The organism is Streptomyces sp. GLSS-08 (genome assembly GCF_056387915.1).
In genome coordinates this window covers 248,928-275,250 of record NZ_JBWJAQ010000002.1, presented here as the reverse complement: position 1 = coordinate 275,250, position 26,323 = coordinate 248,928, and the positions used below count along the sequence as shown (strand labels likewise).

The 26,323-nt window shown below is 72.3% G+C and carries 26 protein-coding genes; 16 read left to right on the top strand and 10 right to left on the bottom strand.

The genetic code is table 11. The features are described from left to right. Positions 1–63: 63 nt before the first annotated feature. Positions 64–159 (bottom strand): putative leader peptide, encoded by a 96-nt coding sequence (locus AC0ZLC_RS03925; protein WP_476750445.1) that lies wholly within the window; start codon positions 157–159, stop codon positions 64–66. A 489-nt stretch (positions 160–648) separates the two neighbouring features. On the opposite strand from AC0ZLC_RS03925, the gene AC0ZLC_RS03920 reads away from it, so the two are divergent. The 8 genes from AC0ZLC_RS03920 (at position 649) to AC0ZLC_RS03885 (ending at position 10,362) form a co-directional block, all read left to right on the top strand. Continuing rightward, positions 649–1,176 carry a hypothetical protein gene (locus AC0ZLC_RS03920; protein WP_476750444.1) on the top strand — a complete coding sequence of 176 codons (528 nt, stop codon included), beginning with the start codon at positions 649–651 and terminating at the stop codon, positions 1,174–1,176. A 497-nt stretch (positions 1,177–1,673) separates the two neighbouring features. Further along, the gene (locus AC0ZLC_RS03915) at positions 1,674–3,806 is read left to right on the top strand and encodes a hypothetical protein (protein ID WP_476750443.1); all 2,133 of its coding nucleotides are present in this window, start codon (positions 1,674–1,676) and stop codon (positions 3,804–3,806) included. A gap of 84 nt (positions 3,807–3,890) precedes the next feature. Beyond that, complete coding sequence (gene pelF / locus AC0ZLC_RS03910) at positions 3,891–5,429, top strand: GT4 family glycosyltransferase PelF (RefSeq protein ID WP_476750442.1); 1,539 nt, start codon at positions 3,891–3,893, stop codon at positions 5,427–5,429. Next, the gene (locus AC0ZLC_RS03905) at positions 5,426–6,802 is read left to right on the top strand and encodes a hypothetical protein (RefSeq protein WP_476750441.1); all 1,377 of its coding nucleotides are present in this window, start codon (positions 5,426–5,428) and stop codon (positions 6,800–6,802) included. The genes pelF and AC0ZLC_RS03905 overlap by 4 nt, the downstream gene beginning before the upstream one ends. Positions 6,803–7,015: 213 nt before the next feature. After that, positions 7,016–8,017 carry a GDP-mannose 4,6-dehydratase gene (locus AC0ZLC_RS03900; RefSeq protein ID WP_476750440.1) on the top strand — a complete coding sequence of 334 codons (1,002 nt, stop codon included), beginning with the start codon at positions 7,016–7,018 and terminating at the stop codon, positions 8,015–8,017. Between the two features lie 35 nt (positions 8,018–8,052). Beyond that, positions 8,053–8,766: a sugar phosphate nucleotidyltransferase gene (locus tag AC0ZLC_RS03895; protein ID WP_476750439.1), complete on the top strand. Its 714-nt coding sequence runs from the start codon at positions 8,053–8,055 to the stop codon at positions 8,764–8,766. 7 nt (positions 8,767–8,773) lie between these two features. Next, a complete protein-coding gene (locus tag AC0ZLC_RS03890; RefSeq protein WP_476750438.1) occupies positions 8,774–9,700 on the top strand; it encodes an NAD-dependent epimerase/dehydratase family protein in 927 nt (308 codons plus the stop codon). Next, on the top strand, positions 9,697–10,362 hold the full coding sequence (locus tag AC0ZLC_RS03885) for a spherulation-specific family 4 protein (RefSeq protein ID WP_476750437.1): 666 nt from the start codon (positions 9,697–9,699) through the stop codon (positions 10,360–10,362). The genes AC0ZLC_RS03890 and AC0ZLC_RS03885 overlap by 4 nt, the downstream gene beginning before the upstream one ends. 33 nt (positions 10,363–10,395) lie before the next feature. On the opposite strand, the gene AC0ZLC_RS03880 is transcribed toward AC0ZLC_RS03885, so the two are convergent. The 3 genes from AC0ZLC_RS03880 to AC0ZLC_RS03870 form a co-directional block, all read right to left on the bottom strand. Continuing rightward, complete coding sequence (locus tag AC0ZLC_RS03880) at positions 10,396–11,322, bottom strand: GlxA family transcriptional regulator (protein ID WP_476750436.1); 927 nt, start codon at positions 11,320–11,322, stop codon at positions 10,396–10,398. Beyond that, a complete protein-coding gene (locus AC0ZLC_RS03875) occupies positions 11,319–11,870 on the bottom strand; it encodes a cysteine hydrolase family protein (RefSeq protein ID WP_476750435.1) in 552 nt (183 codons plus the stop codon). The genes AC0ZLC_RS03880 and AC0ZLC_RS03875 overlap by 4 nt, the downstream gene beginning before the upstream one ends. Positions 11,871–12,003: 133 nt before the next feature. Beyond that, positions 12,004–13,299, bottom strand: coding sequence for a cytochrome P450 family protein (locus AC0ZLC_RS03870; RefSeq protein ID WP_476750434.1), 1,296 nt, complete (start codon positions 13,297–13,299; stop codon positions 12,004–12,006). A gap of 514 nt (positions 13,300–13,813) precedes the next feature. Here AC0ZLC_RS03870 and AC0ZLC_RS03865 point away from each other — a divergent pair. Then, a complete protein-coding gene (locus tag AC0ZLC_RS03865; protein WP_476750433.1) occupies positions 13,814–14,455 on the top strand; it encodes a LysE family translocator in 642 nt (213 codons plus the stop codon). Between the two features lie 68 nt (positions 14,456–14,523). On the opposite strand, the gene AC0ZLC_RS03860 is transcribed toward AC0ZLC_RS03865, so the two are convergent. After that, complete coding sequence (locus tag AC0ZLC_RS03860) at positions 14,524–15,477, bottom strand: hypothetical protein (protein ID WP_476750432.1); 954 nt, start codon at positions 15,475–15,477, stop codon at positions 14,524–14,526. A 216-nt stretch (positions 15,478–15,693) separates the two neighbouring features. On the opposite strand from AC0ZLC_RS03860, the gene AC0ZLC_RS03855 reads away from it, so the two are divergent. Both AC0ZLC_RS03855 and AC0ZLC_RS03850 read left to right on the top strand, forming a co-directional pair. Next, a complete protein-coding gene (locus AC0ZLC_RS03855) occupies positions 15,694–16,038 on the top strand; it encodes a hypothetical protein (protein ID WP_476750431.1) in 345 nt (114 codons plus the stop codon). A gap of 46 nt (positions 16,039–16,084) precedes the next feature. Beyond that, entirely contained in the window at positions 16,085–17,173 is a 1,089-nt protein-coding gene (locus tag AC0ZLC_RS03850) for a glutamate--cysteine ligase 2 (protein ID WP_476750430.1), read from the top strand. A gap of 184 nt (positions 17,174–17,357) precedes the next feature. Here the strand turns inward: AC0ZLC_RS03850 and AC0ZLC_RS03845 are convergent, their stop codons facing one another. From AC0ZLC_RS03845 to AC0ZLC_RS03835, 3 genes are all read right to left on the bottom strand, one after another. Beyond that, entirely contained in the window at positions 17,358–17,612 is a 255-nt protein-coding gene (locus AC0ZLC_RS03845; protein ID WP_476750429.1) for a DUF6158 family protein, read from the bottom strand. A gap of 110 nt (positions 17,613–17,722) precedes the next feature. Further along, positions 17,723–18,400 (bottom strand): transcriptional repressor LexA, encoded by a 678-nt coding sequence (lexA, locus tag AC0ZLC_RS03840; RefSeq protein WP_476750428.1) that lies wholly within the window; start codon positions 18,398–18,400, stop codon positions 17,723–17,725. Positions 18,401–18,571: 171 nt separating this feature from the next. Continuing rightward, a complete protein-coding gene (locus AC0ZLC_RS03835) occupies positions 18,572–19,864 on the bottom strand; it encodes a PP2C family protein-serine/threonine phosphatase (RefSeq protein WP_476750427.1) in 1,293 nt (430 codons plus the stop codon). A 349-nt stretch (positions 19,865–20,213) separates the two neighbouring features. On the opposite strand from AC0ZLC_RS03835, the gene AC0ZLC_RS03830 reads away from it, so the two are divergent. Next, positions 20,214–20,735 carry an STAS domain-containing protein gene (locus AC0ZLC_RS03830; protein WP_476750426.1) on the top strand — a complete coding sequence of 174 codons (522 nt, stop codon included), beginning with the start codon at positions 20,214–20,216 and terminating at the stop codon, positions 20,733–20,735. 24 nt (positions 20,736–20,759) lie between these two features. Here AC0ZLC_RS03830 and AC0ZLC_RS03825 read toward each other — a convergent pair whose 3' ends face one another. Further along, entirely contained in the window at positions 20,760–21,092 is a 333-nt protein-coding gene (locus AC0ZLC_RS03825; RefSeq protein WP_476750425.1) for a hypothetical protein, read from the bottom strand. A 95-nt stretch (positions 21,093–21,187) separates the two neighbouring features. Between AC0ZLC_RS03825 and AC0ZLC_RS03820 the strand changes: the two genes are divergently transcribed. From AC0ZLC_RS03820 to AC0ZLC_RS03810, 3 genes are all read left to right on the top strand, one after another. Beyond that, complete coding sequence (locus tag AC0ZLC_RS03820) at positions 21,188–22,093, top strand: NADP-dependent oxidoreductase (RefSeq protein ID WP_476750424.1); 906 nt, start codon at positions 21,188–21,190, stop codon at positions 22,091–22,093. Between the two features lie 74 nt (positions 22,094–22,167). Then, entirely contained in the window at positions 22,168–23,229 is a 1,062-nt protein-coding gene (locus AC0ZLC_RS03815) for an alkene reductase (protein ID WP_476750423.1), read from the top strand. Between the two features lie 11 nt (positions 23,230–23,240). Then, positions 23,241–23,720, top strand: a complete 480-nt coding sequence (locus AC0ZLC_RS03810; RefSeq protein ID WP_476750422.1) for a MarR family winged helix-turn-helix transcriptional regulator — start codon at positions 23,241–23,243, stop codon at positions 23,718–23,720. A gap of 1,002 nt (positions 23,721–24,722) precedes the next feature. Here AC0ZLC_RS03810 and AC0ZLC_RS03805 read toward each other — a convergent pair. Continuing rightward, entirely contained in the window at positions 24,723–25,661 is a 939-nt protein-coding gene (locus AC0ZLC_RS03805) for a helix-turn-helix domain-containing protein (protein ID WP_476750421.1), read from the bottom strand. A gap of 111 nt (positions 25,662–25,772) precedes the next feature. Here AC0ZLC_RS03805 and AC0ZLC_RS03800 point away from each other — a divergent pair, with 111 nt between their 5' ends. Beyond that, on the top strand, positions 25,773–26,168 hold the full coding sequence (locus AC0ZLC_RS03800; protein WP_476750420.1) for an MmcQ/YjbR family DNA-binding protein: 396 nt from the start codon (positions 25,773–25,775) through the stop codon (positions 26,166–26,168). Positions 26,169–26,323 lie beyond the last annotated feature (155 nt).

The following is a 26,323-nucleotide window of genomic DNA, read 5'->3' as shown; positions in this document are numbered from 1 at the left end:
GCGCGGACCCGGCCGCTTACGGGCGGCGGGAGGCCGCCCGAACGGGCGTCGTGCGGTCCGGGCTCAGAGTGCGCAGCAACAGATGGCGCTCGCCAGACGACCGAGATCGACGTGGCGGCGCCGCACGAGCGTGGCGCTGAGGCCACCGGCGAGCTGCATGATCGCGTAGCTTGCCGAAGCCGGACAACACGTGTCAACGCCCGGTCCACAGTGCGGACCGGTGGCGTGGTGAGGTGGGGTTTCTTCCGGGTTCGCCGGGCTGGTCCGGTCCTGCGCGTGGTTGTGGGCCGTGGGGGGTGACGGACCCGCAGGACGTCACGACCGTTTCCCGACGGCACCCCACGGCCGGAACTTCACCGGTTGGCCGGGAACAACTCCCGCCCCGCATGCGGCAGTTCCGCCTCCGCGGCACGCGACGCACCCGGTATCCGCCAATCCGGCCGACCGGGGCGTCGGAGCGTGCGGCATCACGTGGGGAGGGCGACCCGGCTCGCCCGTCCGGCCTGTCGTGCATGAACGCGGGCAGTTTCGCTCTGTGACGACGCGCTCACAGAGCCATCAGCGGGCGCGCACTTCAGGCCGCATCCCGCTGCCGGTGTTCCCGGCGGGGCAGACGGTGCGCTCGTGGCCTGCCTAGCCTCCCGGCCCATGCGATCCACACAGACACGACGCCTCGGTCTCGCCGCCGCTCTCGCCCTCGTCCTCGCCCTGTTCGGTCTCGCCCCGAGCGCGAGCGCGGCCGACCTCGCCCCGGCCGACCTGACGTTCACCACCGACAGCGCCACGACTCAGCCCGGCGGCACGGTGAAGCTCTCGATGACGCTCACCAACAACAAGACCTACGACATCTGGTTCGTCCACCAGACCATCGACCCGACCTGGCTGACCACCCAGCGGCCCGACCTGAAGTACACCTTCACCGGTTGCAGCCTCGCCACCGCCGCCGGCAGCACCCCCTGTACCGGCACCGGCCCCGCCAACCTCGGCGGCAACTACGGCTCCACCATCCCGCCGGGCCAGAGCCGCACCGTCACGCTCACGCTCCAGATCGCGGCGGACTCCGGCTGCAACGGCAACATCGGCTTCTACTCGTACTACTACGCCGAGTTCAGCGACACCACGAACACCGGCGGCGGTCCGGTCCACACGCCCGAGACGCGCGTGCTCTGCCCCTGATCCCGCACCGACGCCCGCCTCTTGGCTCGCAGCCGTAGACCACGGGAGCGCAAGTGGCCACCGAGGACGGCCGGTTCGTCGCGGACACGTGCGAACCGGCCGCCTTCGGTACGTCTGCGTCCTGGGTGACCTAAAACCGACCATAGGCCACCAAGCCGTGCTGGTCTGAACCACTGGCGGCCCGGCCGCGCGGACGCCGACGCTCCGCATGCGCTCCGCGCAGGCACGCTCCAGCCCAAGGCCTCTCCACCAGGTCGCGCCGCGAGTCCCCCGAGGACCGCCGGACAGCCGATCCGGCCGGGGCCGGAGGAGTTCTTCGCCTGCATTTTTCCGTCATGTTTCGCAACAGCAGCACGAAAACTACACAGAGACATCACTATGTGACGCGACGGATGCGACGACGACCGACGTTCGAGGGGGGCGGCGGCGTCGCGCAAGGGGGTGTGTCCGCTCGATGGAGCGGCGTTCACCCCTGCCCGGGGAGGGGACTTCACCGCATGAAGGGGACCATCCGCACGGCCGCGTTCACCGCGGGCGTGCTCATAGCCTCGCTCGGCCTGCCGGCCGGTGCGGCTCACGCCGATCCCGCCACGCCCCGCATCGATCTGCGGGTCCTGGTCGTGAGTGACGGCGGACCGGCCACGGACGCCATCGCCGCCGAACTGGACACCGCCGGAACGCCGTACACCGAGGTCGACCTGCGGCAGTCCGGCCGGCCCGTGATCGACGCCGGCTTCCTGGCCGACACGGTGGACGGCCGGCCGCGGGCGAAGTTCCAGGCGGTCGTCCTGCCGAACGACAATCCGTTCGCCGCGGACTCCGCCGAGATGGCGGCACTGGCCGCCTACGAGCAGACGTACACGATCCCGCAGGTCGACGCGTACACCTACGCCCGCCCCGAGGCCGGACTCCAGTACCCGGTCCACGGCGGCTACTCCGGCAGCGTGGACGGCGTACCCGCCGAGGTCACCGCGGCCGGCCGGGCGGGGCCCTTCGGCTATCTGGACGGCGCCGTCCCGTTCGAGGACAACTCCCCCACCATCGGCGAGAGTTACGCCTACCTGTCGACGGCCGTCGCGGGGGCGGACTTCACACCGTACGTCGACGCGGCCATCCCCGGCCGGACGACGCGGGGTTCGCTGGTCGGTGAGTACCGGCACGACGGGCGGCGCGAACTCGTGGTCACGTTCGTCTACAACCGGTACCAGCGGCAGTTCCGGCTGCTGGCCCGCGGCATCGTGGAATGGATGACCGGCGGCGTTCACCTGGGCGCCTCGCGCAACTACTTCGCGGTGCACGTCGATGACGTCTTCGCCGCCGACGACCGCTGGGACACCGAGCTCAACTGCACGCCGGGCGACGTCGACTGCGCCCAGGGCGAGGGCGTGCCGCGCCCGATCCGGATGACGCCCGCCGACGTCGACCACACCACCGCCTGGCAGACCCGGCGGAACTTCACCCTCGACCTCGCGTACAACGGGGCCGGCAGCGTCGACCACCGCGAGGACAACAACGGCGCCGACCCGCTGGCCGACAAGCTGGTCGACGACCGCGGGCGCTTCCGCTGGATCAACCACACCTACACGCACGCCTTCCTCGGCTGCCGGCAGGACGTGACCGTGGTGCCCTGGAAGTGCGCCACCGGCCCGGACGGCAGGACCGCGTGGGTCGGCCGGAGCGAGATCTCCGACGAGATCGCCAAGAACCGTGTCTGGGGCCGGGCCGCCGGACTGCCGCTGGACGACGACGAGTTGGTGACCGGTGAGCACTCCGGGCTGAAGCTGCTGCCGCAACAGCCCGCGGACAACCCGAACCTGGCGACCGCCCTCGCGGACAACGGCGTGAAGTGGCTCGCCTCGGACAACTCCCGCGACCCGCAGCAGCGCCAGGTGGGCCCGGCCACGACCGTCTCCCGCTACCCGATGAACGTCTTCTACAACGCCGGGCGGGCCGCCGAGCAGGTGGACGAGTACAACTGGATCTACACCAGTCGTGCCCAGGGCGGCAGCGGCATCTGCGAGGACCACCCCGACACCTCGACCTGCCTGTCGTCACCGCTGAGCACCACCACGGGCTACACCGACCACATCGTGCCGCTGGAGACCAGGATCGCCCTCGGGCACGTCCTGTCCAACGATCCGAAGCCGCACTTCATCCACCAGTCGAACCTGGCCGAGGACCGTATCGCCTACCCCGTCCTGGACGGGGTGCTCGACGGGTACGCCGACCTCTTCGCCGCCGACACCCCCGTGGTCAACGCGTCGATGAAGGACATCGGCGTCGAACTGCGGCGACGCGCCGCCTGGCAGGCCGCGGTCGCCGCGGGCCGGGTCAGCGCCCACCGCATCGGTGACACGGTGACCGTCGAGGCACCGGACGGCGTCGCGACCACGGCGACCATGCCCGCGGGCACCACGCGGGGCGGCGCCGGGTTCGGCGACGCGTACGCCGGCCAGGTGTCCGGCTGGGTCACCGCCGCCGGGCCCCTCACCCTGACCCTGCCGTCGAGCGCCGCCCCGCTCACCGCGCCCGTCGACGTCGAGGGCGAAGCCGCCGCGACCCGCACCACCCCGCGCACCCGTGTACCCGCCGGTGTGACCGAACAGGTGCCGTACACCCCGGAGCGCTGACCGCGCACCGATCCCGGGTCCCGGCCGCATCCTCCGCAGCCGGGACCGGCACCACCACCCACACCTCGGCCGTGGAGCACACCCATGCACGTTCACCACGGCACGCGACGCCCCGGCGCGACGCGTGTCACCCTGCTCACCGAAGGAACGTACCCACACAGTCACGGCGGCGTGAGCGTCTGGTGCGACCAGCTCGTCGGCGGCATGCCCGACATCTCCTTCGACGTCATCGCCGTCACCGGAACCGGACGCGAGCCGGTCGTGTGGGACATCCCGGAACAGATGTCGCGCGTGGTCACGGTCCCCATGTGGGGGCCCGCACCCGGCGGCAACCCGCCCCGCGGGCGACGCCGCAACCGGCTCGCCACCGCCTACGAGCAGTTCCTCACCGCCCTGCTCGACCCGTGCGCGGAGGACAGGTTCGGCAACGCCCTCCACGCGATGGCGGGGGCCGCGGCCGACGGACAGTTGAGCCCCTTCCTGCGCGGCGACCGGGCGATCAGCATCCTCACCGCCGTGTGGAACCGGCCGGGACTGGCCGTGCGCGAGGCTCGGCCGACCCTGCACGACGCCCTCACGGCCACGGCTCTGCTGGAGCACGCCCTGCGCCCGCTGGCGGCCCCGGTACCCGAGCACGGGGTGGCCCACGCAGTGAGCGGCGGCGTGGCCGTACTCCCGGGTCTGGCCGCGCTGGAACGGCACGGCGTGCCGCTGCTGTTGACCGAGCACGGCGTCTATCTGCGTGAGCGCTACCTCGGTTACCGCACGGCCCCGTACCGCTGGCCGGTGAAGGCCGTCGTCCTCGGGTTCTTCCGGCTGCTGGCCGAGGAGACCTACCGGCGGGCCGCGCTGATCACTCCCGGCAACCGGTACAACCGGCTGTGGGAGGAACAGGGCGGCGCCGATCCCGAGTCGATCCGCACCGTCTACAACGGGGTCGACCCCGCCGCGTTCCCGCCGGCCGGCCCCGAGCCCGACGCACCCACCCTCAGCTGGGCCGGCCGGGTCGACCCGATCAAGGACCTGGAGACCCTCATCAGGGCGTTCGCCCTCGTCCGGGCCCAACTCCCGGACGCGCGACTGCGGTTGTTCGGTGGCACTCCGCGCGGTGGTGAGGCCTACCGGGAGCGGTGCGAGGCGCTGGCCACCGAACTCGGCCACGGGGAGGCGGTCACCTTCGAGGGCCGGGTCGACGACATCAAGGACGCCTACGCCGCCGGCAACGTCGTGATGCTCTCCAGCATCAGCGAAGGCTTCCCCTTCACCCTGATCGAGGCCATGTCGTGCGGACGGGCGACGGTGTCCACGGACGTGGGCGGCGTACGGGAGGCCGTCGGCGACACCGGTCTCGTCGTGGCGCCGCGCGACCCGGCGGCAATGGCCGCCGCCGCGCTCGACCTGCTGGGCGACCGCGAGCGCCGGCGCGCGCTGGGAGAGGCGGCCCGGTTGCGGGTCATCGAGCAGTTCACGCTGCGGCAGACCGTCGACACCTTCCGGGCCATCTACCTGGAGCTGTCGCGGCCCGGCCGGATCACCCTGCGCGACCCGTGGACCGACACCGAAGCGGGCGTCACGGCCGCCGAGGGTGCCGCTGTCGCCGAGCCGAGGAGCCTGGTCGGATGAGCGGGCCGATCGCTCTCGAACCGGGCGGCGCGGGACAGGACACGCTGTCCCTGCGGCTCGCCGACGAACGCACCCTGACGCTGCACCTGCCGGGTCGCGGCACGGACCACGACGCGGTCGACCGGCTCGCCGCCGAACTCGCCGACGGCATCGGTCCCGCCGTGCACCCCTACGAGGTGGCCGCGCTGCTGGAGTCGGAGGGACTGACCGCCGAGGTGATCCAGGAACGCTACGGGCACCCGAACCTGTTCTCCCTCGCCTCCGCCCTGTACGAACGCGTCCCGCGGACCTTCCCCGAACCCGCCCCGTCGGCCGACCCGTGGCGCCCGGACCACATCCGGTGCGCACTGCGCGGGGCCCTGTTCGCCCTGCCCGGGCTCGCCTACCTGCTCACCGGACGGCTGTGGCACGTCGACGGGAACGCCGTCGTCCTCGTCGCCGCCGGGCTCGTCTCCTGGGCCTGGGGCCAGGCGCTCGGACACCGGGCCTATCTGCGCATGACCACGGGACAGCGCGAGGCCGGGCGCACCCTTCTCGTGGGCGCACCGCTGGGTGCCGCGGCGGCGGCGACCGCCGGGGCGCTGCTCGCCGGTTCGGTCGCGGCGGCATGCGTGGCGGCCGCGCAGTCCGTGTATCTCGCGGCGGCCGGGGTGCTCCTGGTGCTGGGCCGGGAGCGCCTGCTGCTGGCCGCGCTCGCCCCGGTGATCGCCGGTGCGCTGCTGCTGCCGTGGTGGGAGCCGGGCACCCTGCTGCGGGCCGGGCTGCCGATGCTGTCGGTCCTCGGCGCGGTCGCCGCGGCCGGCTGGGCCCTGCGCACACCGCTCGGCGCCTCCCCCGCTCCGGGCGGCACCCCGCCCGCGCTGCTGCGGTCGCTGCCGTACGGACTGTTCGGCCTGGCCGCCGGGGTGCTGGTGCTGCTGGAGGGGCGGGAGCACCCGTCCACCGTCATCGCGCTGACCGTGAGCATGGGGCCCGCCGAATGGCTGCTGTACCGGTACCGGGGCATGTCGGTGGCGGCGCTGCGGGCGACGGCGACACCCGCCGCCTTCCTGCTCCGTTCGTCCGGAATCCTCGCCCTCTGCCTGTGCGCCTACCTCCTTCCCCTGCTGCCCGCCGCACTGCTCACCGGCGCCGAACCGGCTCCGCTGCTGCTGCTCGCCGCGACGCTGTGGACCGCTCTGCTGCTCCAGGCCTTCGGGGTGGCCTGGCCGCCGGCCGGGGTCTGCCTCGGGGCCGCCGGCGGAGCCACAGCGGTCGCTCTCCTCCAACCACCGGCCGGGGTCGCCGTGTTGTCGCTGAGCTGCGGCGCGGCCGCGCTGTGTCTCACGGCGTGCACGGTGTGGCTGCTGGGGCGGCCGGCACCGCACGCCTGACCGCTCCGTCCGCGCCGTCACCCGTACGACCCACCGCACCGCACGCACCTGCGCCCCGCCCGCCACCGTTCCGTCCCACGGACCACCTGCCGCACCGCCGCACCGCTCGCACCCCTCGCGACCGCCCGACGACCACCGCACGGCACCGGTCCACGAACGGGCCGGCTCCACGCCCTGTCACCACGCGCACAACCGACCGGAAGGACCCCTGAGTTGACCTCCGCACCGCTCGCCGCCGTCACCGGAGCCGAGGGCTTCATCGGCTCCCACCTCACCGAGGCGCTGGTCGCCTCCGGACACCGGGTGAGGGCCATGGCGCAGTACAACTCCTTCTCCTCCTACGGGTGGCTGGAGACCCTGGCCCCCGACGTCCTCGACCACGTCGAGATCGTCCTCGGCGACGTCCGGGACCCCGGTTCGGTCCGCGGTCTCGTCGAAGGCGCCGACTGCGTCTACCACCTGGCCGCCCTCATCGCGATCCCGTACTCGTACCAGGCACCGCACAGTTACGTGGACACCAACATCACGGGCACGCTCAACGTGCTGGAGGCGGTGCGCGCCCTCGGGACGCCCCGGCTGGTGCACACCTCCACCAGCGAGACGTACGGCACCGCGCAGACCGTGCCGATCACCGAGGACCATCCCATCAACACCCAGTCCCCGTACGCGGCTTCGAAGGCGGGCGGGGACCGTCTTGCCGACAGCTACCACGCCAGCTTCGGCACACCGGTGGTGACGCTGCGGCCGTTCAACACCTTCGGTCCGCGTCAGTCGATGCGGGCGGTGATCCCCAGCGTCATCGGCCAGGTGGCGGCGGGCGAGCGCACCCTCACCCTCGGGGACCTGCGGCCCACCCGCGACTTCACCTACGTCAAGGACACCGCGCAGGCGTTCCTCGCGGTGGGCACCGCGCCCGCCGAGCGGGTCGTGGGGCGCACCTTCAACGCCGGTACCGGCGGCGAGATCTCGGTCGGCGACCTGGTGGCGCTGATCGGCAAGGTGATGGACACCGCCCTCGACGTCCGCGAGGACCCGCAGCGGATCCGGCCGGCCGGGTCCGAGGTGATGCGGCTCGTCGCCGACGCGACCCGCCTCGGCGCGGCCACCGGCTGGAGTCCCGCCCACGACCTGGAGCAGGGCCTCGCGCACACCGTGGAGTTCTTCCGCGACCCGGGCAACCTCGCCCGCTACAAGACCGGCATCTACAACATCTGACCCACCGGCACGTCCGTCCACGAAGGAGGAGTCCCATGCACGTAGTGATCCTGGCGGGAGGCAAGGGCGTCCGGCTGCGGCCCTACACCACCGCGCTGCCCAAGCCGCTCGTGCCCATCGGCGACCAGCACGCCATCCTGGAGATCGTGCTGCGCCAGCTCGCCACGGCCGGTTTCACCGGCTGCACCATCGCCATCGGCCACCTGGGCGAGATCATCCGCGCCTATGTCGGCGACGGCTCCCAGTGGGGCATGTCCATCGACTACGTCACCGAGGACAGCCCGCTGGGCACGATCGGTCCCCTGCTCACCATGCGCGAACGCCTCCCGGAGTCGTTCCTGGTGATGAACGGCGACATCCTCACCGACCTGGACTACGCCGACGTCCTGAACAGGCACCGGAGTTCGGGCGCCCCGCTGACGATCGCCACGTACGCCCGCAAGGTGCAGATCGACTTCGGAGTGCTGACCACCGACGCGAACCACGTCGTCGGGTTCACCGAGAAGCCGAGCATCGACTACCGCGTCTCCATGGGCGTGTACGGACTGAACCGGACCACGCTCGACGGCTACACCGCCGGTCTGCCGCTCGGCTTCGACGAGTTGGTGCTGGACCTGCTCAGAAAGGAGGACCGCCCGCACGCCTACGAGTTCGACGGGTACTGGCTCGACATCGGCCGCCCCGACGACTACGACCGGGCCAACGCGGAGTTCACCACCCGCAGGTCGCTGCTACTCAAGGGAGCCTGAGCACCACATGCGCATTCTCGTCCTGGGCTTCACCGGCTATCTGGGCGGCCACGTCGTCGAGCACCTGCACGCCCTGGCGGGCGTGCGGGTGCTCCGCGGCGGCCGCTCATCCGCCGCGGAGCTCGGCATCGACCTCGCCACGGCCCGTACGGACCGACTGGCGGGCATCCTCGCGTCGGCGGCCCCCGACGCCGTGATCAACTGCGCGGGGGCGACCGGCGGGGACGCCTTGACCCTCGCCGAGGTCAACTCCCGTGGCCCCGCCGTCCTGTGCGCGGCGCTGCGGGAGGCGGCGCCCGCGACCCGCCTGGTCCACCTGGGCTCGGCCGCCGAGTACGGCCCCGGCACCCGGGACGCCCGGGTATCCGAGTCGGCGGCCACGTGTCCCGTCACCGCGTACGGTGCCACCAAGCTGGCCGGCACCGTCACCCTTGCCACCTCCGGGCTGGACGCCGCGGTCCTGCGGGTGGGCAACCCGGTGGGGCCCGGCGCCCCGCTCACCGGGCTGCCCGGCCGCATCGCCGGTCTGCTGGCGGAGGCCGGCCGGGACCCGGACGCGGTGATCCGGCTGGGTGACCTGTCGGCGTACCGCGACTTCGTCGACGCGCGGGACGTGGCACGGGCGGCGGTGCTCGCGGCGACTACGCCCGGGCCGCTGCCGCGCATTCTCAACATCGGCGGCGGGAACGCCGTACCGGTGCGCGACATGGTGCGGGCGCTGGCGCGCGTCGCCGGGTTCCGCGGCCGGATCGAGGAGAACGGCGGCGGGTCCGTCCGCTCGGGCGACGTGTCATGGCAGTGCTCCGACATCACCGCGGCCGCCGACTCCCTCGGCTGGCGGCCGTCGTACACCCTGGACGACTCGCTGGCGGCCCTGTGGGCGGCGACAGCGGGCGGTCCGTCCCTCCACCTGGAAGAGGGCCGCGCACCGTGAGCCTGCTGATCCCGCTGTACGTCCATCCGGCCGAGGATCCGGCGGCCTGGCACCGTCTGATCACGTCGGCGGACCGCACCTACGCGGTCGTCATCAACCCGGCCGACGGGCCGGGCACGGCGGCCGATCCCGCGTTCGCCGCGGCCGCCGAGGCGCTGAGGGCGGCCGGCGCCCGGCTGCTCGGCTACGTCGACACAGACTACGGCGCGCGCCCCGCCGCGGACGTCATGCGGGACATGGTCCGGCACCGGGAGTGGTACGGGGCCGACGGCTGCTTCCTGGACCGGGTGACCGCGGCGCCGGCCGAACTGCCCGCCTGCAGGAAGCTGGTGCGGTCGGTGCGCCGGCTGGGGGCGTCGCCCGTCGTGCTGAATCCGGGCGTCCATCCGGCGCCCGGATACGCCCGCGTCGCCGACCTGATCGTCACCTTCGAAGGGCACTGGTCGACGTATGTGTCGGCGTTCAGCAGACCGTCGTGGACCGCACGGCATCCGCCGGAGCGGTTCTGCCACCTGGTCTACGGGGTCCCCGAGGCGCTGGTGCCGCTGGCGATCCGCACGGCCGGTGAGCGCCGGGCCGCGGTCGCCGGTCCGGTGACCGGGGAACTCCCCAATCCCTGGGGCGGGTTGACCCCCGCACTGAGCGGCGGGACGGACGGCTGAGCCGCGGCGGGCGCCTGCGCCGGTCCGCCGCGGTTACGTGGAGTCGCCGAGGGGCAGCCGGGACCGCAGGCGTCGCAGCATGCGGGCGTCCTCGAAGCCGACCTCACGCGCGGCCGTCTCCATCGTCGACCCGTGGCCGATGAGGTACTCGGCCCGTTCCAGGCGCAGTGTCTGCTGGTAGCGCAGCGGTGTGAGGCCGTCGGTGGCACGCCCGAACAGGCGGGTGAGGGTGCGCTCGCTCACGCCGGCGGACGCGGCGAGCGTGCTCAGCGGCAGGGGTTCGGCGAACCGGTCGTCGATCAGATCCTGGACGCGGTGCACGGTGTCGTCCAGATGCGAGCGGTGCCGCAGCATGGCGCTGGCCTGCGGCTCGTGTCCGTTGCGTCGGGCATACACCACCATCTGGCGGGCCACCTGCGCCGCGAGTCCCGGGCCGTGCCGCACGGCCAGCAGGTGGAGCGCCAGGTCGATGCCGCTGGCGATGCCCGCCGAGGTCACGACCCGGTCGTCCGCGGTGAACAGGACGTCCCGCATGACGAGCGCCCGTGGGTACCGGGCCGCGAGTTCCTCCTGCACGTCATGGTGTGTGGTGCAGCGGCGCCCGTCCAGGAGACCTGCCCGGCCGAGTGCCTCGGCGCCCGCGCAGACGCTGGCGACGGTGCCGCCGCCGGCGTGATGTCCGCGCAGGCGCCGCAGGGTGCCCTCGCCCGGCACGGGCCCCCCGTGCAGCGTCGGGGCCCGCCAGCCGGGCACCACGACCAGGTCCTCCGGTGTCAGCTCGGGCCACCGCGTGCGGGCGGTCAGCGGCAGTCCCTGGGCGCTGACCACCTGCTCCTGCTCGGCGACGTACGAGAGCCGGTAGGAGTGCCCGAAGTCCGCCGCCGTGCTGAACACCTGGGCGGGCCCGGCGAGGTCGAGGAGGTGGACGCCGGGCAGGAGGACGAAGACGACCTGACTCACGCAGCCGGTGCTTCCCGTTCGGCTTCCAGCTCCGGCACCGTGGCGATCCGGGCGAACCGGTCGCGGAGGACCGCCTCGGTCCGCTCGATGATCTCGGCGGCACCCAGGTCGCCGATGGCGCTGGTCGCGGTGGCGTCGGTGACGAACACCATGCGGTACCCGAGGTCGCTGCCCAGCCGGGTCGTGGTCTCCACGCACTGTTCGGTGCGGATGCCGCACACCCACAGCTCTTTGACCTCCGCCTCGGTCAGCAGTTGCTGGAGGTTGGTGGTGGTGAACGCGTTGTGGGACGTCTTGTGCAGGACGGGTTCGTCCGGCCGCGGACCGTCGAGCTCCACGAAGAGGCGCACCTGGCCGGAGTCGGGGTCGAAGACGTCACCGCTGCCCGGTTCGGTGTGCAGCACCCAGACGACCCGGTCGCCCGCCGCACGCGCCAGGGCGACCAGCCGGTTGACCGGTTCCGCGATCTTCTGATTGGAGAACTGCTCCCACGACGGGCGTGCTCGGAACGATTCCTGGACATCGACGACGATCAGCGCTCGGTTCATGTCACCCATTCTGACCTGCCCCGAACCGTGGTCCCAGGCTCGATCAGGGCCGGCACCGGAACGATCCGGTCACCGGCGGAGCGGCGGCGCCCCCTGGGGGGCGCCGCCGCCAGTCCGCTGGGTACGGCGCAGGTTACGCGCCCGGGGTTCCGGCGCCCGCGCCCACCGGGCAGCCGCCGGCCGCCCGCACGACCACCGGGCGAGCCTCCCGCGCACCCGGGCCCGCGGGGTCTCCCAGCGACACGGGAAGTTCACGGTGCCCGTTCGAGATGAACGACTCCAGCGGCCGCAGCTGCTCGGGCCGCACGGCGAGCGACATGTCCGGGAAGCGGGTGAACAGGCCGCGCAGCGCCACCTGAGCCTCGAGCCGGGCCAGTGGCGCGCCCACGCAGAAGTGCGTCCCGAAGCCGAACGCGAGGTGCTCCCGACGCGTGGCGCGCGTCACGTCGAAGACCCCGGCGTCCGCGCCGTGGACTTCCGGGTCACGTCCCGCCGACAGGAACGAGATGACGAGTGCGTCTCCCCTGCGGATCACGACACCGCCGATCTCGATGTCCTCGACGGCGTAGCGCAGGATGCCGGTCGCGCCCGGTGTCTCCACCCGCAGTGCCTCTTCCACGACGTCCTGCCAGGAGGCGTTCCCGGAGCGCACCAGGGCCAGCTGGTCGGGGTGCTGGAGCAGCAGGGCCACCGCGTGGTCCAGCAGGTTCACCGTGGTCTCGTACCCGGCCGTGTACAGCAGGATGAGGTTGTCGACGAGTTCCTTCTCCGACAGCTGGTCGTCGTCCCCGTCCCGCACGGTGATGAGCGCGCTCGTCAGGTCGTCCCCCGGGGACCGCCGCTTGAGGTCCACCAGTGCGCTCATCGTCCGGTACAGGTCCACGCCGTTGCGCTGCGCCTCCTCGAGCGAGACGCCGGTGTCGAAGAACCCCGCGATGATCCGGGCGATGGCCTGTCGGAACTGTCCGGGGATGCCGAACAGTTCCGCGAGCACCCGCACCGGGAGTTCCTGCGCGAACGCCCGCCGTACGTCCACGGGCCCTTCAGCGGCACGCTCCGCGAGTTCGTCCAGCAGGCCTTCGGTGAGTTCCTCCACCCGGGGGCGCATGCTCTCCACCCGCCGTGCCGTGAACGCCGAGGCCACGAGCCTGCGCAGCCTGCGGTGGTCCTCGCCGTACGCCGTCACCATGTTCTGCACGGACACCCAGATCGCCAGCGGCCACTCGGCGCCGATCTCGCCCTGCTGCCAGGCGGGCCAGTGCCGGTACGCGTCCTTGGACACGCGCGGGTCCCGCAGCAGTTCCCTGATGGTCTCCAGCCCGGTCACGGCCCAGGCATCGACGCCTCCGGGCAGCACCACCGGTACGACGGGGCCCGCTTCGGCCCACCGTGCCGCCTCCCCCTGTACGTCCCGCCCGGAAGCGTCCACCGCGAACGGACACCCGACTCCACCAGACATCACAACCCCCTAGAGACAGCGAAGACCCACGACACCCGCCGAACAGCACGGCGTTCGAACCGACCCAGGACAGAGAGGAGAGCGTCGGTCTCACCAGCCCCGCGAGGGCCGACCGACGACACGAACAGGGACCAGACCACCCACAGGCCGGTCAGTGACCGGGAGGGGCGAGCCGCGGAACCCGTTCAGAATAAAACCGGATGGCTGGTTTTTACAATGCCCCGCCCGCGACTGCTCCCGCCCGAATCCGCTCGGCCGCGTCGAGAGGGCCATTCCCGATCAAAACATGTCGACCAACCGGTTTTATGCGGAGGGCGGGAAGGACGAGGGAGGCGTACGGGTATCCGGTATCCGGCCGGGCCGGCCGGGCCCGCTGGCTGGCTGGCTGGCTGGCTGGCTGGCTGGCTGGCTGGCTGGCTGGCTGGCTGGCTGGCTGGGCGAAAATGGGCTGCAGACGCGAGAGGTTCCCCTGTTTCATGGCGGCATGGTGTCTTCCGACCGACTGCCGGCTTTCGCCGCCATGTCCTTCCTCCTGATCGTGATACCCGGCCCCAGCGTGCTGTTCGTGATCGGACGGGCACTGGCTCACGGACGCAGAGCGGCGCTGATCACCGTCGTGGGCAACACCCTCGGCGCGTATGTCCTCGTGGTGGCCGTGGCGCTCGGGGTCGGCACCGTGGTGGAACGGTCGGTCCTCGTCTTCACGATGCTGAAGCTGCTGGGCGCCGCCTACTTGATCCACCTCGGCGTCAAGGCGGTGCGGCAGCGCGGGTCCCTGCACGCCTCGGTCACCGGAGAGGGGCCGGCGGCGCACGGCACCCTTCGGACGCTGTGGGACGGGTTCGCGGTCGGCGTGGCCAACCCGAAGACCGTCGTCTTCTTCGCCGCCGTACTGCCCCAGTTCGTCGACCGCGGCCAGGGTCACGTCCCGGTGCAGATGCTCGTACTCGGGCTGGTCTTCAATGTCATCGCGCTGGCCTCCGACAGCGTGTGGGGCCTGGCCGCGGCCACCACGCGCAGCTGGTTCGCCCGCTCACCGCGCCGGCTCTCCCTGATCGGCGGATTCGGCGGCCTCACGATGATCGGCCTCGGTGTCACCGTCGCGGCGACAGGCCGCAAGGACTGAGCCCCCGACCGGACCGCGGGACCCGCCCCTCGCCGTCGTCCACGCGGAGCCAGGGGCCGGGATCTCCGTCAGCCGTCGCCCTCCGCCGCAGCGCTCCCGCCCGGGTCCTCGCCCGTCAGGCGATCGACTTCCGCCGCGGCCTTCCCGGCCCGGGTCCTGGCGGCACTCAGCCGGCGGTCGGCCGCACGTTCCCGCTCCTGTGCCTCACGCAGGTCGGCGCGGGCCCGACGTTGCCGCTCTTCGGCGTTCTCGAGGTCCTCGGTCAGTTCCGCGATGCGCTGTCGCAGCCCGGTGACTTGCTGCTGCGACGTGTCGCTCAGTTCCCGCGCTTCCCGGGCCGCACGGCCCGCCTCCTCCGCCTCCGTCGTACACGCCACGAGGTCGCGCTCGGCTCCCTCCGCCGCCCGGCCGGCCTCGGCGAGCCGTTTCCGCCGCCGCGCCTGTGCCGCCGAGTTCGTACGGCGGGCGGCCCGGGGGCTGGAGGCCGCCGCCCGGGGCTCGCTGTCGGTCGGCGCCGCCCTGCCCTGCGCCACGGCGTCCCGGGCCACGGCGGGGAAGCCCACGGCCGGACTCAACGGCTTGGCGAGTCGTCCCGCGGCCCACTCCCGGGCGGCGTCGGCGTCACCGAGGACCGCTTGCAGGGTCTGCTCGACCTCGCGCAGGGCGCCGTCACCGAGCGGATGCCCGTGTTCGGCGGCGAGCTGTTTCGCCTGCTGGGACAGGGCCCTGACCAGTGCCTGCTGCTGCCCGGCGAGCTGACGCAGCTGTGCGCCGTCGAGGTCCTGGTGCGCCTGGCGCAGGGCCTCCCCCAGCCGGACCAGGGGCTGGATCTCGTCGCGCTGCTCGCGCACCAGCAGGTTGCTGGCCCAGGCGGACAGGCTGGGGCGGCGCATCCCGCCGATCTGTTCGGACAGCGCACGGTCGCCCGCCGTGCGGGCTGCCGCGGCCCGCTGGTTGCGGACGGCGGTGAACTGCTCGGGCCGCAGCCCGTACAGCTCGTCGGCGACAGCGTCCGCATCCACCGGCGCCCTTTCTACGGAACGGGAAGATTCCTACCGATATTGTCAGCTTCCTCCCTCTCCCGTGGACTCTGTTGCTGCCTACGGGGGAACCGCGGACGCCGCTGCGGCTCCCCGCCGGTCGTAGGCCTCCGCAGGACAGAGGGGGTGTCCGTCCGCTGTTCCCGGGCAGGCGGATCCCGGAAGGGCGGGCAGCCGAGCCGACCTCGAGGACGAGAAGTGAGCTTCGAACAGCAGCGTGACACCACCGAGGACACCGGGGCGCCGCAGGACGGCCCGACCGGAGAGGAACGGGCGGCGTGGGAGGACGTGCGCCGACGAGCCACCGGAATGTCCCACCACGGGTCGAAGGCGGCGCGTGACGCCGCCCGTCACGCCGCGAAGTCCGACGCCCTCACGGACGGCGAGGCGGCACGCGCGGACGCCGAGGTGGCGGAGTGGGAGCGGGTGACCGATGCCCTGGCCGACCATGCCGGGACGTACGACCCGGAGATCGATCCCTTCGTGCAGGGCGAGAAAGCCGCTCGGACACTCCACACGGGCCGCCCGCGCAATGCCCGCTAGCCGCCCCCACCCAGCTGTAGAAACCCCCAAGGAAAGGCCGCATCACGTGCGCACTGTCGGAGTCGAGGAAGAACTTCTCCTGGTCGACCCGGAGACCGGAGAACCGCAGGCTCTGTCCGCGGCCGTACTCGCCCGGGCCGCCAGGGAGGACCCCGAGGAGGAGACGTTCGAGAAGGAGCTGCACGAGCAGCAGCTCGAGTTCGCCACCCACCCGCAGTCCGACATGGCCGAACTCGGCGCGGAGATCGTGCGCTGCCGCAGCGAGGCGGCACGGCTCGCCGGGGAGACCGGGGCGGCCGTCGTGGCCCTCGCCACGTCACCCCTGCCGGTCAGCCCGTCGATCAGCCCGAACAGCAGATACCAGTGGATGTCCCACGAGTTCGGCATCGCGACGCAGGAGACACTCGTCTGCGGCTGTCACATCCACGTGTCCGTCGAGTCCGACGACGAGGGTGTCGCCGTCGTCGACCGCATCCGCCCCTGGCTGTCCGTCCTGACCGCGATCAGCGCGAACTCCCCGTTCTGGCAGGGCCGGAACACCGCGTACGCCAGCTACCGCAGCCGGGTGTGGGGGCGCTGGCCGATGGCCGGCCCCACCGAGCTGTTCGGCTCCGCCGACCGGTACCACCAGCGGGCCGAGGACATGGTCGCCACGGGGGTGGCCCTCGACAAGGCGATGGTCTACTTCGACGCGCGGCTCTCCGACCAGTACCCCACCGTCGAGATCCGCGTCTCGGACGTCTGCCTGGAGGCGAGCACCGCCACGCTCATCGCCACCCTGGCCCGCGGGCTGGTGGAGACGGCCGCGCGCGAGTGGCGTGCGGGTGTCGAGCCGGTGGGTCACAGCGTCGAGCTGCTGCGGCTCGCGGCCTGGCGAGCGGCGCGGTCCGGGCTGGAGGAGAACCTCCTGCACCCGCTGACCATGAAGCCCGCTCCCGCCGGCGAAGTGGTACGCGCACTGCTGGACCACGTCGGTGAAGCCCTCACCGACAGCGGTGACGCCGACCGGGCCGAGAAAGCCGTCACCGAGCTGCTCCAGCACGGCAACGGCGCCCGGATCCAGCGCGAGATCATGGAGAGGACCGGCAGTCTGGGCGCCGTGATCACGGAGTGCGTACGCCGTACCCAGTCCTGAGCGATCCGGTCCGCACGAGGTGCTGAGCGCTCCGGGGCTGCCCGCAGTCCTGAGCACTCCGAGCCACGCTCAGGGCTGAGCAATCCGGGCCGTGCCCAGCCCTGAGCGCTCCGGGGCCGCACGCACTCCTGAGCACCCCCGGGGCGCACGCGCACGGCACCGCCGTGGTGCATGCGCCCCGCGCTCATGCCTCGCGGGCCCGGGCTCCCTCCCGGGTGCGGCCCGCGCTCACTGCGCGGTCCGGGTTGCGCCGTACGTATTCGCCCTCCAGCTCCGCCGTGCGGCGGTTGTGCGTCTCCAGGGCCTCCGGCGAACCGTGCAGAAAGGTGTCGTGGCGGGTGCGGTGCACGCTTTCCAGCTCGCGCAGCAGTTGCTGGTCGTCCAGCAGTCCGGGATCCAGTCCCTCGGCTGCGTCGCCGGCCTCGTTGGACGTGGACACAGTGGGCTCCTCACGGGTCGGGGCGCGGCACACACCCGTGGCGGGTGCGCGCGCCTGGGGTCCCTCGGGTCACCCGATCACGGGAGGGCAAACGCCGCCCGCCGGTCCGGTCAGAGCCGGCGCAGGACACCGACCACCTTGCCCAGGATGACCGCCTGGTCGCCGGGGATCGGGGCGTACGCGGTGTTACGGGGCATGAGCAGCACCTGGCCGTCGCGACGGTGCAGCTGTTTCACGGTGGCCTCGTCCTCGATGAGCGCCGCGACGATGTCACCGTGGTCGGCGCTGTCCTGTCGGCGGACCGTGACGATGTCGCCGTCGCAGATGGCTGCCCCGATCATGCTGTCACCGGCCACGGTGAGGGCGAACAGGTCACCCTCACCGACCAGTTGGCGGGGCAGCAGGTAGACGTCCTCGACCGCCTCCTCGGCCAGCACGGGCACACCGGCGGCGATCCGCCCGATGAGGGGCACCTCGGCCGGGGGCCTGACGGCGGCAGCACCCGCCAGGTCCGGGGCCCACGTCGGACGCACACGGTAGGCGCGCGGCCGGTGCGGATCCCGGTAGAGGACGCCCTTGCGCTCCAGGACCATCAGCTGGTGCGCGACGGACGAGGTGCTGGCGAGGTTGACGGCCTTGCCGATCTCCCGCATCGACGGCGGGTAGCCCTGGCGGGCGACCTCGCTCGCGACGAACTCGACGATGGCTGCCTGACGGGCCGTCAGCTCGCCTTCGACGGAGCGGACACCCGCCGGCCTGCCCCGGCGCGCTGTTGCCGTCTTCTCCATCAGGACCACCTTCGACTCAAGATCTCTCCGAGCGCGACCCTAACCCGCCATCACGCCCAAAGGGAACGCCCCTCCCGAATCACGGCATTCACGCCGCCACGCTCGCCTCAGGACACGCCATTGACCACGCCCGACGTGGGATCGTGACGGGCCGTACCCGGCGACCGCTCCCTACCCCGCGGGGAGGCGGAGCGCGAGGAGGGCCACGTCGTCGGTGGAGTTGGCCGCCAGTCCCGTGACCAGTTCGTCGCACAGGACGTCCAGGGGCTGACTGTGGAGGGCCGCGGCGTGCTGGCGCAGTCTCGTCAGTCCGTTGTCGAGGTTCTCGCCCCGCCGTTCGAGGAGGCCGTCGGTGTAGAGCAGGATCGTGCTGCCCGGGTGCAGCAGGCGCTCGGCGTCGGTCCGCGGTTCGTTGGGGCGGACGCCGAGCAGCAGACCCTGGACGTCGTCGAGGTAGTGGGTGTCGCCGTCCTGGGTGATGAGCAGCGGCGGCGGATGTCCGGCGATGGCCCAGTGCAGGCGCCACGGCCCGCCGGGAGGCCCCTTGAGGAGGCTGTAGATGCAGGTCGCGGTCGTGTGCTCGGCCAGCGCGTTCACCGCCATGTCGAAGCGGTGGAGGATCTTGGCGGGGGGCTCCTGCCGGTCGCAGGCGATGCCGCGGAGCATGTTGCGCAACTGGCTCATGGTGACGGCGGCACGCAGGTCGTGGCCGGTGACATCGCCGATGATCAGCGTCGTGTCGCCCTGCGGCAGCACGAAACTGTCGTACCAGTCGCCGCCGACGTCGGCGCTCGCGGCTGCCGGCGCGTAGCGTGCGGTGAGCTCCAGACCGGGGACGGCGGGCAGGTCCGGGAGGAGGGAGCGCTGCAGGCGCTCGGCGATCCGCTGGGTCTCCCTGTACAGACGGGCGTTGTCCAGGGCCAGTGCGATCCGGTGCGTGAGGTCCTCCACCAGGGCCAGGTCGGCTTCCTGCAAGGGCGGGCGGCCCGCGTGGCGGACGAACGTGAAAGCGCCGAGGACCCGGCGCCGGGCACGGAGGGGCGCGACGATGAGGCTGTCCCCGCCGAGCCGGGCGAAGAGCTCGAGGTTCACCGCGTGCAGCTGGTCGTCGGCCTGATCGGCGGCCGGGACGTCCTCGGCCGACAGCAGGAGCGGTCCGGCTCCGAGCAACACGCGGGACAGCGGGCCGGACGCGGCGGCAGGCACGGCGGGAAGCGCACCGGTCAGGCCGGTCAGGGGGACGTCAGGGTCGTGGTGCGTCAGGCAGATGCGCTCCAGACGGCCCTTCTCGTCGAGCAGGTCCGCCATCACCCAGTCGGCCAGCTGCGGCACGACGATCCGGCAGACCCGGCGCAGCCCCTCCACCTCGTCCAGCGTGCTCGACAACGCGTCGGCGATGTCGTTCAGGAGGGTGAGGCGGTCCAGGGCCTGCTGCAACGCCTCATCCACGTCGAAGTCGTCCACCCGTCCAGCCTTCCCGTCCGGGAAGAATCCGTATCAACCACCTCAAGACTCTCACCGTCACGGGAACCACGAGGTGCGTAGACGGCACCGCCCGTTGCATCCTGGGTGCGCCCCCTCTCGCGCCCACGGCGGGTGGCCGGGGTGGGCCTGCCGGGCCGGTGCGCGTCCGGCCTCCCGGAGGAGCCGACGGAGAGGGCAGGGACGGTCGGCATTCGTGAGGCATAGGAGGCGTGATCCGGGGAAGTAGAGCCCCGGCTCCCCCTCGGCAGGTGGGAGGGAGCCGTGGCCGTTGGGACAACAGCGGCCGACTGCAGTCATGACCGGCATTGCCGGTCGGAAAGTGACGGGTGTGCGCCGGGAGACAGTACGGCGACTGCAGATCCGCCAGGCCGCACAGGGGCCCGGCGGTCTCTTGCTGTGCGTCTCCGGTGAGCTGGACGTGAGCACCGGCCCCCAGTTGCGCGAGGCCATCGGGCGTGTCGTCCCCGAACTCACCACCGGAGAGCTGGAGGTCGACCTGTCGGAGGTCGCCGCCTGTGACCCGGCCGGCCTCTACACGCTCCTCGGGGTCAGCGAAGGCCTGCACATGATCGGCGTCGAGATACGCATCATCCGCACCAGTCGCTGCGTCGACGCGATCCTGGACACGACGGACCGCCTCGCCCGGCTGCCCCTGCACCACGCGGCACGCGGCGGGCCGGATGTACCGGGGGCACCGGATGCGCGGGGCCAAACAGGTCGGCCAGGTGTACCGGCCGACCCAAGTGACCCGGGTACACCTGGTGACCCGGGTGCACCCGGTGAAGGAGGCGGGCAGGCTGGGCCCGGCAGGCGGGTCGAGCGCGGCGGGCCGGACCCCTCCGCGCACTGAAGAAACCTTTCTGGCCGGCCGGACTCACGACCAGGCGGGCCTCGCGGGCCTCGTCCAGACTGATCCGCTCGGCGCCCTGGTCGGCGTCGACGAGGTCCACCGCCCGCAGAGCGATCGCGGTGAGGCGTCCGCACTGGAGCCCGGTGGCGTCGACGAGCCGGTGGGCGAGCGCGCGCAGGTCTCGTCATGGGCCGAGGCCGCCGTGAGCCGACGGGCCTTCTCCCACGCCGTACCGCCGACCAGGCGGAGCGCCAGCGTCAGACCACGGGCGGCCTGATCCCCACGGCACAGCCGGTGGCCGAGCTCGACGACGAGGCCCAGCAGGGCGGCGCGGGCAGCCGAGGCGGCTGTCTTCACCCCCCGTCCGGATTTACTTGGCTAGCCACATGATTGCTGTTACCTTGATTATGTGGCTAGCCACTATTTTGGTGGCCGAAGGGAATGGAGTCATCGTGAAAGCAATCGTTTTCGACCAGTTCGGCGCCCCGGACGTGCTGCACGAGGCGGACATCGAGGTCCCGCAGCCCGGCCCCGGCCAGGTCCGGGTCCGTGTGAAGGCCGCCGGGCTGAACGCGCTGGACGGCAAGATCCGCGCCGGGATGATGGAGGCCGTCCGCCCGACAGCCTTCCCCGCCGTCCCCGGTGGCGAGCTCGCCGGCGTGGTGGACGCCCTGGGTGAGGGCGTGGGCGACGTGCAGGTCGGCGATGAGGTGCTGGGCTGGTCGGACACCGGCTCGTACGCCCAGTACGCGCTGGCCACCACCGTGGCCCCCAAGCCCGCAGGCCTCGACTGGCAGCACGCGGCCGCGCTGCCGGTGGCCGGCGAGACGGCCGAGCGGGTCCTGAACCAGCTGGGGGTGGCCGCCGGGGAGACCGTGCTGATGCACGGCGCGTCCGGAGCGGTGGGAACCCTGGCGGTCCAGCTCGCCACGGCCCGCGGAGCACGCGTGATTGCCACCGCGGGCCCCTCCAACCAGGACTATCTCGCCTCGCTCGGCGCCACCCCGACCGTGTACGGCGAGGGCCTCGTCGGGCGGGTGCGGGCGCTGGCCCCCGACGGCGTGGACGCGGTGTTCGACCTGGCGGGGAAGGGTGCCTTGGAGGACTCCATCACCCTGCGGGGCGGTACCGAGCGCATCGTCACCATCGCCGACTTCGGTGCACGGCAGCTGGGCATCGCCTTCTCCCAGGGGCCCCAGGAACGCTCGACCGCCCGCTTGGCCGCCCTGGCCCGGGACGCCGCGGCCGGCAAGCTCGTCACCACCGTCACCGCCTACCCGCTCGACCAGGCGGCCACGGCCCAGCAGGTCAGCGACGCCGGGCACGTGCGGGGCAAGCTCGTCCTGACCGTCGACTGAGCGCGCCCGCCCACTTAGCCCCCACCCCCATTTGCGGTGACCGGCCGGTCACCGCCCTGTCGAAGGACCCCCTCGTGCTGGATTCCCTGTGGACGCCGACCACTCTTGGCGGCATGTCTCTGCCGCACCGCCTGGTCATGGCCCCCATGACCCGTGACCGCTCCACACCCGAAGGCGTACCGACCGAGCTGAACGCCGAGTACTACGCCCAGCGGGCCTCGCACGCGCTCGTCATCACCGAGGGAGCCCAGCCCTCCGCCGACGGCCAGGGCTACCTCCTGACCCCCGGCATCCACAACGACGAGCAGATCGCCGGGTGGCGCAAGGTCACCGACGCCGTGCACGCGGCCGACGGCCGGATCGTCATCCAGCTGATGCACACCGGACGCATCGCCCACCCCGACAACACCCCCCACGGCCGCCTGCCGGTCGCCCCCTCGGCAATCCGGCCGCAGGGCATGATGTTCACCGCGTCAGGGCCCCAGGAGATGCCGACCCCCCGTGCACTGTCGACGCAGGAGGTCGCGGCGACCGTCGAGGACTTCCGCCGCGCCGCGGCTGCCGCCGTCGCGGCAGGCGCCGACGGCGTGGAGATCCACGGCGCCAACGGCTACCTGGTGCACCAGTTCCTGTCCGACAACACCAATCAGCGCACCGACGGCTACGGCGGCTCGATCGAGGGCCGCATCCGCTTCGCCGTCGAGGTCGCCGCCGCCGTGGCCGACGAGATCGGCGCCGAGCGCACCGGTATCCGTATCTCCCCCGCGAACCCGTACAACGGCATCGCCGAGTCCGACACCGCCGAGTTGTATCCGGCACTCCTGGACGCCCTGCGCCCCCTGGACCTGGCCTACCTCCACGTGCTGCACGTCGGCGACGAGGAGCTGCTGGGCACCCTGCGCGCGCTGTGGCCGAGCACGCTGATCCTCAACCGGGGCGGCACCGACCTGCCCGCCCGCGCCAAGGACATCGACAACGGCACGGCGGACCTCGTCTCCGTCGGCGCCCTCGCGCTCGCCAACCCGGACCTGGTCGAGCGGCTCCGCGCGGGCGCGCCGCTGAACACCCCCGATCCTGCGACCTTCTACGGCGGCGGAGTGGCCGGTTACACCGACTACCCCACCCACACCGGCTGAGGAACCAAACCATGCCCACCCCCGAACCCCGCATCCCCACGACGGCCGGCGCAGGACCGATGAGCTACGCCATCTTCCAACTCGCCCGCGCCCACCGTGCCTACGCCGCCACCCTGCTGCGCGAGATGGACCTGCATCCAGGACAAGAACTGCTGCTGATGCACCTTCTCGACCGGGACGGCCAGTCCCAGTCCGGGCTGCTCGAATGCCTCGGCGTGGACCACTCCACCATCTCCAAGGCGCTACGCCGCATGCAGGATGCCGGCCTGGTCATCCGGGAGCCGGCCGCACATGACCGGCGTGTCATGGTGGTCCACCTCACCGACAAGGGCCGGGCGATGCGCGAGCCCATCGCGGCCCTGTGGCAGGCCCTGGAGGAGACCTCCGCCCGGAACCTGTCGGAGCAGCAGGCGGAGGCCTTCGTGGAGACCGCGTACGCCATCACCGAGGCGATCAGCGGCCGCGCGCTGCCGGAGGAAGAGTCCGCGTGACTCCCCGGTGTGCACCTCATGCCCGCGTACGCCACACCACAGGCGACAAGAGGCACACGGCCTGGGGTGCACCCCGTCCCGCACGCGGCCTGGGGTGCACCCCGTCCCGCACGCGGCGCGACCACCGTCAGGTCGGCCATACAACCCACTCCGTCCCGGCTGCCTTCGGACGCGGCGCGTTCCGGCGGCGAGGCGCACCGCGGATCGTCCTGACCAGCGTCCTCACCAGCGACCGGACGCCCGATGTCCCGCACTTCTGGCACAAGAAGCTCGCCGAGGACAAGCTCGAACAGCTCGGCGTCCCGTTCGTCGCCCTGCGCCCGGGGGCGTTCCTCGCCCAGGTCCCGAGCATGGCGGGCGACCCGGTCGACACAGGCCGCGTGGTGTGGATCGGCAAGGCCACCGTCCCGCTGACCTTCGTGCAACACCTCCGACCTCGCGGCGTACCTGGCAGCCGCGGTCGACGCCGAGGCCGAGGCCGGTGAGCGGATCGACATCGGTTGGGACCGTCCGGTCAGCAAGCGGGAGGTGGCCGACGTGATGGGCCGCCGGGCCGGAAAGAAGATCAGGGTGTGGGCTGTCCTGACAGGTCCGCGTCCCAACCCTCGCCGCCCGGCGGCCTGACCAGGACGCCGCGGACCCATCCCGGTCGGTCGAACCACTCCACAACGGTTCCGGCCGAACCGAACAGGTGACGGGGCGGGCGCGCTCAGCGCCTCCCCAGCCGGGATGAGGGCCCAGGGCGACGATGCGAGCGGTGGTCGTCTCTCAGCCCGGCGGCCCGGATGCCCTTCAGGTCACCACCGTGTCCGAGCCGCGGCCCGGACGGGTGCGCATCAAGGCGAAGGCGTTCGGCGTCAACGGTCCGAGGTCACCACCCGAAAGGGCGGGTCGGACCCGGAGGTCACCCACCCGCGCATCCCCGGCACCGAGAGCGTCGGTGTTCCGGACGCGATCAAGGCCGTGGCGGCCGTGGGAGTGCGGGCTTGTGCCGCGCCCGTCTCACATGCCGGTCCTGGCTTCGCGGGCCGCGAAGGCGGCCGGGGTGAGACCGGTGCGTTCGCGGAAGAAGCGGCCGAAGTTCGCGGGATCGGTGAACCCGAGATGGACGGCGACAGCCCGGGCGTCCCAACCGGCGCCTCTCAGCAGGCGCCGGGCTTCGAGCAGCCGCCGCTCGTCGATGACCTCACGCACCCCCTTGCCGGTGGCGTCCCGGGCCGCGCGGCTGAGGGTACGAACCGAACAGCCGAGCAGCCCGGCATAGTCCGCGGCCCGGTGCAGTTCCCGGAAGTGCAGCTCCAGTGCGTCCACGAAGCGTGCGTACGTGTCCCTGCGGCCCGTGCCGCCCGCCGCCGCGCCGGCGGGGGTGACATCCGGGGAGTTGGCAAGGCGCAGCAGCAGCGATTCGAGCAGGCTGCGCCGCAGGGCGTGGTGGACATCGAGTCGGCGGCGCCCCAGTGCACGGTGCTCGTCCAGGAGCTGGAGCGCCGTCTGCCGCAGCCATGGCGCGTCATCGGGGTGCGGACTCAGCACGGCAGGGGCCTCGTGCGCGGTGAGCGGGGCCAGCAGTCGGGCGGCGTCGGCCGTCAGCACGTCCGGCTCGAACAGGATGAACACGCCGCGGGCGGCGCCCGGCGGATGCCAGCACTGCGCGTGCCCCGGACGCACCCACAGCCACTGGCCGCAGGCGGCGGTCCGCGTGACGTGGTCGACATCGTGGAGCAGCTCACCCTCGGTGACGAGGATCAGGTAGTGGAAGGTGGCGCGGCCCGGACGGGGCGGATTCCACGGCCAGTCGTCGTGCTCGGCGAAGAAGTCCTCGACGGTGCTCACCTCAAGGCCGTACGGGGTGCCGACCGGGGGCTGGAAACGGTGCAGCGGAACCGCGGCCTGCCCGTGGCGTCCGGCAGAACGCCTGGGGTGTCGCTTGTCGACCATCACGTGTCCGCAGTTTACCGCCCGTTTCGCCCGTTTCGGAGAACAGGATGGGGCGTGCCGTCTGCGTCCGTGGCCGGCACCCCTGCCCGCCACCACCTGAGAGAGGAAACACCCATGAACGGATCGACCCTGCAGACGTTCGCCGCCGAGTGCGCGGAGGAACTTCCCGGAGCGCAGCTGGAACATCCCTTCGGCCCGGACTGGGAGGTCTTCAAGGTCCGCGGCAAGGTGTTCATGCTGATGACCGAAGTCCCGGGGTATCCCGTCGTGATCCTCAAGGCGGACCCCCGCGAGGCCCACGCCCTGCGGGAGCAGTACAGCCAGATCACCCCCGGCTACCACATGAACAAGAAGCACTGGATCACGCTGGAGGGCGGGACAGGCGTCGACAAGGAGCTCGCCAGGGAACTCGTCACGGACTCCTACCGGCTCGTCGTCGCCCACCTGCCCAAGGCCCGGCAACCCGTGGACCCGCACACCTACGGGACCAGCAAACGGGCGGCCCGGTGAGCAAGCTGAAGCCGCCGGCGCGCTCCGGAGCGGCCGTACGGGGGTTAAGATCGATCGCCGCATCTCCGGCGAGGGACAAGGCAGTTGGCGCCTGGGGGGGCGACGTGGTGGAGGACAGCAGGCCTGCGCGCAGGACACGGGGAGCCGTAACCGGG

Coding starts and splice junctions, on each gene's coding strand:
- AC0ZLC_RS03925 (WP_476750445.1), bottom strand. CDS start 159: ATGCAGCTCGCCGGTGGCCTCAGCGCCACGCTCGTGCGGCGCCGCCAC.
- AC0ZLC_RS03920 (WP_476750444.1), top strand. CDS start 649: ATGCGATCCACACAGACACGACGCCTCGGTCTCGCCGCCGCTCTCGCC.
- AC0ZLC_RS03915 (WP_476750443.1), top strand. CDS start 1,674: ATGAAGGGGACCATCCGCACGGCCGCGTTCACCGCGGGCGTGCTCATA.
- pelF (WP_476750442.1), top strand. CDS start 3,891: ATGCACGTTCACCACGGCACGCGACGCCCCGGCGCGACGCGTGTCACC.
- AC0ZLC_RS03905 (WP_476750441.1), top strand. CDS start 5,426: ATGAGCGGGCCGATCGCTCTCGAACCGGGCGGCGCGGGACAGGACACG.
- AC0ZLC_RS03895 (WP_476750439.1), top strand. CDS start 8,053: ATGCACGTAGTGATCCTGGCGGGAGGCAAGGGCGTCCGGCTGCGGCCC.
- AC0ZLC_RS03890 (WP_476750438.1), top strand. CDS start 8,774: ATGCGCATTCTCGTCCTGGGCTTCACCGGCTATCTGGGCGGCCACGTC.
- AC0ZLC_RS03875 (WP_476750435.1), bottom strand. CDS start 11,870: ATGAACCGAGCGCTGATCGTCGTCGATGTCCAGGAATCGTTCCGAGCA.
- AC0ZLC_RS03865 (WP_476750433.1), top strand. CDS start 13,814: ATGGTGTCTTCCGACCGACTGCCGGCTTTCGCCGCCATGTCCTTCCTC.
- lexA (WP_476750428.1), bottom strand. CDS start 18,400: ATGGAGAAGACGGCAACAGCGCGCCGGGGCAGGCCGGCGGGTGTCCGC.
- AC0ZLC_RS03810 (WP_476750422.1), top strand. CDS start 23,241: ATGCCCACCCCCGAACCCCGCATCCCCACGACGGCCGGCGCAGGACCG.
- AC0ZLC_RS03800 (WP_476750420.1), top strand. CDS start 25,773: ATGAACGGATCGACCCTGCAGACGTTCGCCGCCGAGTGCGCGGAGGAA.